Origin of the sequence: Vibrio sp. 10N.222.46.A1 (genome assembly GCF_041473595.1) — a bacterium.
GTDB lineage: Bacteria > Pseudomonadota > Gammaproteobacteria > Enterobacterales > Vibrionaceae > Vibrio > Vibrio tasmaniensis_A.
On the sequence record NZ_JBFRSN010000029.1, the window covers coordinates 1 to 6289 of the forward strand.

Sequence of the window (6289 nt, forward strand, 5' to 3'; positions counted from 1 at the left end):
CAGCTACCAATTTACAGAAGCTAAAGGTAAAGATTGGGGCGTGAAAGCTGGCGCGAATGACTTAACCATGTCATTAAAAGACAGCTTCGGTGACCAACGAGAAATCAACATCTCTGCTAAAGCTGGCGATGACATTGAAGAGCTAGCGACTTACATTAACGGTCAACAAGACCTAGTAAAAGCGTCAATTGATGAAGAAGGTAAACTGCAAATCTTCGCTGGCAACAATAAAGTTGATGGAGAAATTGCATTTTCTGGTGCTTTATCAGATGAATTAGGCATGACAGCAGGTGCGAAACCTGAGGACCCAAAAACGCTAGAGGCTAAGCAAGTTACGGTTGATAGTATCGACGTAACGTCTGTTGGTGGCGCACAAGAATCTGTTGCTGTTATCGATGCGGCACTTAAATATGTAGATAGCCACCGTTCTGAGCTTGGTGCATTCCAAAACCGTTTTGACCACGCAATTAACAACTTAGATAACATCAACGAGAACGTTAATGCATCTAAGAGCCGTATCAAAGATACCGATTTCGCGAAAGAAACGACTAACATGACTAAGTCTCAAATTCTTTCACAAGCTTCAAGCTCGATTCTTGCACAAGCGAAGCAAGCTCCGAACTCGGCACTTAGCCTACTAGGTTAATCGGTTGAAAAGCCACGTTGACTTTAAGCGTTGTTGATCACAAGCGTCAACGTTAGGCTTCCACAAATTAGCTCGTGGTGAGAGATGAGCGCTAAACAGACCCAGCTTCGGCTGGGTTTTTTATTGCCTGTTATTTAGCGAAGGTATATTTGGAAAAGTGCAGTGCTGGTAAGCAGACGCAAAAGAGAGATTCCCTATCACGCTCGTTCCTCACTGTAGGGAATGACGACTATAGGCGGTATTGATCAATTGTTTACCTGAATCGAAGTCTTTAGTCGTCATCTCAGAATCGAGTAGAACGAGATATCAGAGATCTCTGTTTGTTAAAATTCACAAGTGTAATTTGATGTATAGGCGAAATGCCTTGAATAGCGCTTAACAACGTTTAGTAAAAAACTAGGTCGGATAGCAGGGGATAAACGGTCAGTGTAGTTGTCATTGGTTGAGGGAACTAGGAGAAGGGTTTCGGTGTGATAGTCAGTACTGCCTATCTGAGGTATTGAACAAATATAGCAGGCACAAAAAACGCTACCCTTAGGTAGCGTTTTAATTAAAGCAGATAAGTAATCGGGATTACTTAGTTACTTTAAGAACTGGAGTTTCGCCAACAGTTACAGAACCAGAAAGCTTGTTCAGCTCCTTGATTTCGTCCATGTTAGAGATAACAACTGGAGTAAGCGTAGATTTTGCTTTCTCTTCTAGAAGCGCAAGGTCGAAAGTGATGATTGTGTCACCAGCTTTAACAGATTGACCTTCTTCAGCTACACGAGTGAAGCCTTCGCCTTTAAGTTCAACAGTATCGATACCGAAGTGAACGAAAAGCTCAATACCGTCGTCAGACTCGATAGAGAATGCGTGGTTTGTTTCGAAGATTTTACCGATAGTACCGTTAACTGGAGCTACCATTTTATCGCCAGCTGGTTTGATAGCAATGCCATCACCAACGATTTTTTCAGCGAAAACTACATCTGGCACGTCTTCGATGTTTACGATTTCACCAGAAAGAGGTGCGATGATTTCGATTGCACCAGCATCAGCGCTGTCATCAGATACAAGCTTTTTCAGTTTGTCAAACAGACCCATTGTGTCATGCTCCTAACGTTTAGTTTTATTCTGTAGAATATACTATACCAATCTAACAAATTAGACGACTATTTTTAGCCGTCTAACTTCATTAAGCTCTTGGTGATTACTGAGTTTTCTCAGCGATGAACTTTTCTACACAAGCTTCAATTTCTGCAGCTGTAGGTAGAGATAGTGCTTCGTCAGCCATAGCTTTAACTTCAGCGAAGTTAGAGTTACGGATTACTTTCTTAACTTTAGGGATAGAGATACCGCTCATAGAGAACTCATCTAGACCCATACCAAGAAGAAGTAGAGTTGCACGCTCATCACCTGCTAGTTCGCCACACATACCTGTCCATTTACCTTCTTTGTGAGAAGCATCGATTACTTGCTTGATAACAAGAAGAACCGCTGGAGATAGTGGGTTGTATAGGTGAGAAATCATTTCGTTACCACGGTCTACCGCAAGAGTATATTGCGTTAGGTCGTTAGTACCGATAGAGAAGAAAGATACTTCTTTCGCTAGGTGGTGTGCGATTGCAGCTGCTGCTGGAGTCTCAACCATTACGCCGATTTCGATTTCTTCATCGAAAGCTAGGCCTTCAGCGCGAAGTTCAACTTTGTACTCTTCGATTGCTTTTTTCAGTTCACGGATCTCTTCAACAGAAATGATCATTGGGAACATGATGCGTAGTTTACCGTGTGCAGATGCACGTAGGATACCACGTAGTTGGTCACGTAGAATTTCACGACGATCCAAGCTGATACGTACTGCACGCCAGCCTAGGAAAGGGTTCATTTCTTGTGGAAGGTCCATGTATGGTAGGTCTTTATCGCCACCGATATCCATAGTACGGATAATCACTGACTCGCCTTCCATTGCTTCCGCTACTTCTTTGTAAGCAACGTATTGCTCTTCTTCAGTAGGAAGTGCAGTACGGTCCATGAATAGGAATTCAGTACGGTACAGACCAACGCCTTCACCGCCGTTACGCAGAATACCGTCACAGTCTTTTACTGTACCGATGTTGCCACAAACTTCTACACGGTGACCGTCTAGAGTTTCAGCATGTAAGTCTTTTAGTTTTGCTAGTTCAACTGCTTCTGCTTCGAAATCAGATTTGATTTTCTTAGCTTCTGCTAATTCAGCGTCAGAAGGGTTGATGATGATCTTGTTGTTCATCGCGTCTAGCACAAGCATGTCGCCGTTTTTAACTTGCTTAGTGATATCGTTAGTACCAACGATAGCTGGAAGCTCAAGTGAACGTGCCATGATTGAAGTATGAGATGTACGACCGCCGATGTCACAAGCAAAACCAAGAACGTAGTCTAGGTTGATTTGTGCCGTTTCAGATGGCGTTAAATCGTAAGCAACTAGGATAACTTCTTCATTGATATCTGCTAGAGATACAATGTTGATGCCTAGTGCATTTTTAACGAAGCGAGTACCGATATCACGGATATCAGTCGCACGTTCTTTTAGGTACTCATCATCAAGCGACTCAAGTGCAACAGCTTGCTCTTCGATCACTGTGTAGATCGCGTTGTCTGCGTGCATTTTGTCTTTCTTGATGAGTGCTAAAATCTCTTCTTCTAGCTCTTCATCTTCAAGCAGCATGATGTGGCCTTCAAAGATTGCTTCTTTTTCTTCGCCAAAAGTTTCAAGTGCTTTTTGCTTTACAACTTCAAGTTGTTGAGAAGATTTGTTACGAGCGTCAAAAAAACGCTGAACTTCTGCTTCAACTTGATCGTCTGAGATAGATTGAGTGTTTAGGACAATTTCATCTTCTTGAAGTAGTAGTGCTTTACCGAAAGCAATACCAGGAGATGCTAGGATGCCTGAAATCATAGCCTTACCTTAGTTGTTCAACTGTAAACGGGAGAATGTGTGACTTTAAGTCGTCGACTAATGTCGCGCTTATTGCTATCTATTTCGAATTGCTATCTATTTCGAACAAAGCCACTTTGCTGTGCAAAATGGCTTTGAAAGAAGGAGACCGTATTAGTGTAGTTGATCCATAAGAGCAACTAGGTGGTCTACAGCTTGCTGAGCTTGAGGGCCTTCAGCTGAAATAGTAACGTTAGTACCTTTTACTAGGCCTAAAGTTTGTAGTTTGAACAGGCTTTTCGCGCTAGCGCTTTTGCCGTTAGAAGTCACTGTGATGTCAGCGTCGAAAGATTTTGCTTCTTTAACAAACTGTGCAGCTGGACGAGTGTGAAGACCGTTTTCTGCTGTGATTTCTACTTGCTTCTCGTACATTTTATATACCCCAATTAATTTATTTTTTGTAAGTTTGTAACCAGATTTAGCTTAACTGCTTTAGCTCAAATGCGCTAGAGGCTAGTACGCCATGTTCGTGTTAGAACTTAGACTGGTTATAAATTTTTATCCAGCCATGGTCGTCTTTTGTTGAGTACTCATGACTTTCAGAATTTGTTTATTGCTTCTTTTATTTTGAAGCGAAAAATAAAACAGACCCGATATTACCAAAGGTGAGGCAGGGATCAACAAAAAAGCCCCTAAATGGGGCTTTTTTGGACGAAAAATTGATTTGACCACATATTATTGTTGGTTCTCTTTTTCCGTAAAGATACCAGCAAATAGGGCCGTACTAAGGTAACGCTCGCCCGAGCTTGGTAGTACAGTAACGATAGTTTTCCCTGCAAATTCAGGTAGTTCCGAAATTCTGTTTGCTGCTACTACTGCTGCACCAGATGAGATGCCCGCTAGGATACCTTCTTCTTTCATTAGGCGTTGAGCCATCTCAATTGCTTCTTCAGAAGTTACTGACTCTACACGGTCAATAATGTCTAAATCTAGGTTGCCAGGAATGAAACCTGCGCCAATACCTTGGATTTTGTGTGGTGCTGGTTTGATTTCTTCACCTGCAAGTGCCTGCGCAATCACTGGAGATTCTGCTGGTTCAACGGCTACAGAAGTGATGGCTTTGCCTTTTTCACCTTTAATGTAACGACTTGTTCCAGTGATAGTGCCACCTGTACCTACACCGGCTACAAACACATCGATCTCACCATCTGTTGCTTCCCAAATTTCAGGGCCAGTTGTCTGCTCGTGAATTTGTGGGTTCGCTGGGTTGTTGAATTGTTGCAGTAGTAGGTATTTGTCTGGGTCTGAAGCAACAATCTCTTCAGCTTTAGCAATCGCGCCGTTCATACCTTTTGGTGCTTCAGTTAGCACTAGGTTTGCGCCAAGAGCTTTAAGCAGCTTACGACGTTCTAGGCTCATTGATTCAGGCATTGTTAGTGTTAGCTTGTAACCGCGCGCTGCAGCTACGAATGCAAGAGCAACACCTGTATTACCACTGGTAGGCTCAACAAGCTCGATACCTGGCTTAAGCGTACCTGCTTTTTCTGCTTCCCAGATCATGTTTGAACCGATACGACACTTAACGCTGAAGCTTGGGTTACGAGCTTCGATCTTAGCTAGGACGTTACCTTTGCTTACCTTGTTTAGGCGGACTAAAGGTGTGTTACCAATCGTTAGGGTGTTGTCTTCGTAGATCTTGCTCATGCGATATTCCTTCATTTAATGACAGAACTAAACGTAGTATATCTACCAATTTACCGTCTAGTGTCTTTCGATGTTTGTTTAGCTTGAATTTAGATTAAACAAGTTGAAAAAAAGGTAAAAGGATTAAAAAGTTATATCATATAGAGATGTCGCAGGATTCACGCCTATCTTTATTGAAATCAGAACTTCAAAAAGATAGGCGTTGTTAGAGCAGGCTGTAGAACTATAGGCGATAGCTATAGACGAGAGCGTAGGGCTTGGTCTTTAAACTCTGCAACCCACATTGCAGTAGCGCCGCAGACGGCAACTGGCATCACAATCAGGTTTAAAACTGGAATGGTAGTAAACACGGAAACAAGTGCGCCGAAGCTGTAGCTCTTACCTTGCTTTTGTTTCAAATTATTTCTCATGTCATCGAACTTGATTTTATGGTTGTCGAACGGGTAGTCAGCGTACTGAATAGCTAACATCCATGCAGTGAAAATGAACCATAAAAACGGTGCAACAGTTTGTCCTAGCGCTGGAATTAACAAAAGTAGGAACAAACCGATCGCTTTTGGCAGGATATAGACAAGCTTGCGCCATTCTCTTGCTAAAATACGAGGGGTGTCTTTAAGTACATCCAGTAAACCATCATCATTGACTTTTTTACCACTCAGCAGTTCTTCGACTTTTTCCGCGAGTAATCCGTTGAAAGGTGCGGCAATAAAGTTAGCGAGTGTACTGAAGAAATACGAAAACGTGGCCAAAACGGTTAACACAAGTAGTGGCCATAGGATATATGACAACCACGACAAGAAACTTGGCAATGCACCAATCCAGCCTTCAATCCAAGTGTTTAAGTTGGAGAAAATATAAAATAAAGCACCGCCCACAAGTAACACGTTAGCGATAAGAGGAAGCAGTACAAACTTACGGATACTCGGCGATAAGGCAATTTTTATTCCGAAAATAAAATAGCCAAAGCCAGAGCGAGGAACAGATTCAATAGTCATATTTAAATTGGGTCACATGTGAATTTGGTTAAATAGCAAACATCTCTAGTG

General features: G+C 42.3%; 6 protein-coding genes. 1 reads left to right on the forward strand and 5 read right to left on the reverse strand.

The genetic code is table 11. The features are described 5' to 3' along the window. Window positions 1-646: flagellin (locus tag AB4496_RS01320; protein ID WP_372130506.1), on the forward strand; the 646-nt coding region annotated here is incomplete at its 5' end. A gap of 573 nt (window positions 647-1219) precedes the next feature. Here AB4496_RS01320 and crr read toward each other — a convergent pair. The 5 genes from crr to cysZ all read right to left on the reverse strand — a co-directional run bounded on the left by crr (window position 1220) and on the right by cysZ (window position 6238). Continuing rightward, the gene (gene crr, locus AB4496_RS01325) at window positions 1220-1729 is read right to left on the reverse strand and encodes a PTS glucose transporter subunit IIA (protein ID WP_009847364.1); all 510 of its coding nucleotides are present in this window, start codon (window positions 1727-1729) and stop codon (window positions 1220-1222) included. Between the two features lie 106 nt (window positions 1730-1835). After that, complete coding sequence (gene ptsI / locus AB4496_RS01330) at window positions 1836-3560, reverse strand: phosphoenolpyruvate-protein phosphotransferase PtsI (RefSeq protein WP_009847363.1); 1725 nt, start codon at window positions 3558-3560, stop codon at window positions 1836-1838. A 153-nt stretch (window positions 3561-3713) separates the two neighbouring features. Next, on the reverse strand, window positions 3714-3971 hold the full coding sequence (locus tag AB4496_RS01335) for an HPr family phosphocarrier protein (protein ID WP_004734263.1): 258 nt from the start codon (window positions 3969-3971) through the stop codon (window positions 3714-3716). 303 nt (window positions 3972-4274) lie between these two features. After that, entirely contained in the window at window positions 4275-5243 is a 969-nt protein-coding gene (gene cysK / locus AB4496_RS01340) for a cysteine synthase A (RefSeq protein ID WP_012604562.1), read from the reverse strand. 236 nt (window positions 5244-5479) lie between these two features. Beyond that, a complete protein-coding gene (gene cysZ / locus AB4496_RS01345) occupies window positions 5480-6238 on the reverse strand; it encodes a sulfate transporter CysZ (protein WP_012604561.1) in 759 nt (252 codons plus the stop codon). Between the last annotated feature and the right edge of the window lie 51 nt (window positions 6239-6289).